We start from the raw sequence: 910 nt of genomic DNA, 5'->3' as shown, positions 1-910 counted from the left end.
CGACCCCGTCGGGCGCGGGCCCGCGGCGCCGCGCCGAGGACGGCCTCGCCGATGCGCAGGCCGCGGTGTTCGACGCGCGCATGGCGCTCGACAAGGCGGTGTCCGAACGGCGTTCCGGACGCGGCGCGGACAGCGATGTCGAGAGCGCGCGCACACAGCTCACGACTGCACAGGCGAAGGTCGAGCAGCAGGCCGACGAGCTGCGCAAGGTCACCGCCGACGCGCCGCTGCCGATCAGCGCCGAAGGCCAGCTCAACGTCGCGCGCAGCGACCTGCAGGCGGCGCGCGCCACGCTCGAGAAGCTCACCATTCGCGCGCCGCTCGACGGCACCGTGCTGCAGGTGAACGCGCGCACCGGCGAGATCGCCGCGCCGCAGGCCACGCAGCCATTGGTGCTGCTCGGCGACATGTCGTCGCTGCGCGTCCGCGCCGAGCTCGACCAGCGCGACCTCGACAAGATCAAGCCCGGCCAGCAGGCCGTGGTCCGCTCCGACGCCTTCCGCGGCCGCGACGTCGCCGGCAAAGTCGCGGCGGTCGCGCCGCTGGTCGAGAGCAGCCGCGCCGCCGCGCTCAGCCAGCGCAACATGACGGATGTCGATGTGGTCGAGGTGCTGGTGGACTTGGCCGAGCCGGGGCCGTTCGCGGTGGGGATGAAGGTGGATGTGTATTTCAAGCCGTGAGGGCAGCGCTATTCGACAACTAACAAGCTCAGGAGGCTCAATAGGCCAACTGAGTTGAGCCCAGCTGCCGCGGCACCCTCAGTGCACCTCGCCCCGCCAGGGCGAAGCGAAGCTTCGCTAGGCGGGGAGAGGTCGGATTGCATCGAAGATGCAATCCGGGTGAGGGGGTACAGGTCTCTCCACCAACACGCCCGGCGGGTGTGCCCTCTCCTGAGACCTCCCGTGCCGCT

The 910-nt window shown here is 70.7% G+C and carries 1 protein-coding gene; it reads left to right on the top strand.

What is annotated here, in order from left to right:
• The coding region (locus tag BRAO375_RS03875) for an HlyD family secretion protein (protein WP_035638829.1) at window positions 1–680 on the top strand (680 nt) is incomplete at its 5' end.
• Window positions 681–910: the final 230 nt, after the last annotated feature.

It is taken from the genome of Bradyrhizobium sp. ORS 375, from assembly GCF_000239775.1.
In the GTDB taxonomy this organism is placed as follows: Bacteria; Pseudomonadota; Alphaproteobacteria; order Rhizobiales; family Xanthobacteraceae; genus Bradyrhizobium.
Note: the sequence above shows the minus strand (reverse complement) of the source record. Positions and strands in the feature narration are given on the sequence as shown.